At 69.4% G+C, this 307-nt stretch carries 1 protein-coding gene; it reads right to left on the bottom strand.

Annotation, left to right across the window (positions count from 1 at the left end; genetic code table 11):
• On the bottom strand, window positions 1-307 hold a 307-nt coding region (locus ACLF3M_RS35465; protein ID WP_430661722.1), incomplete at both ends, for a hypothetical protein.

The raw sequence follows: 307 nt of genomic DNA, 5'->3' as shown, positions 1-307 counted from the left end.
GGCGTTGTCGGCGACAGCCGCGAAGCGGAGCCCCTGCGCGGCATGACGTAGCGACAGGTCCGCATGGGTTGCCGCGAGAGCGGCAAGCCAGGACGGGAAGCGCTCCGACAGGCGTGGCTCGTACGGGTGCTGGAAGCCGACGCGCATGTCAGCCTCGTCGTTGATGACCAGCAGCCCGCGGGCACAGCGTTCCGGCAGCAGCCGCAGCGCGAGCTGCGCGGTGGTCTCGGCAGCCTCGACAAGCCGGTCGATTTGCGGCTCGCCCTCTGCATCCGACCAGGTGCCCTTGCGATGGAACGAGACGAAG

It is taken from the genome of Falsiroseomonas sp. HW251 (assembly GCF_050563545.1).
Lineage (GTDB): Bacteria > Pseudomonadota > Alphaproteobacteria > Acetobacterales > Acetobacteraceae > Falsiroseomonas.
This window is presented reverse-complemented; position numbering and strand designations above follow the sequence as displayed.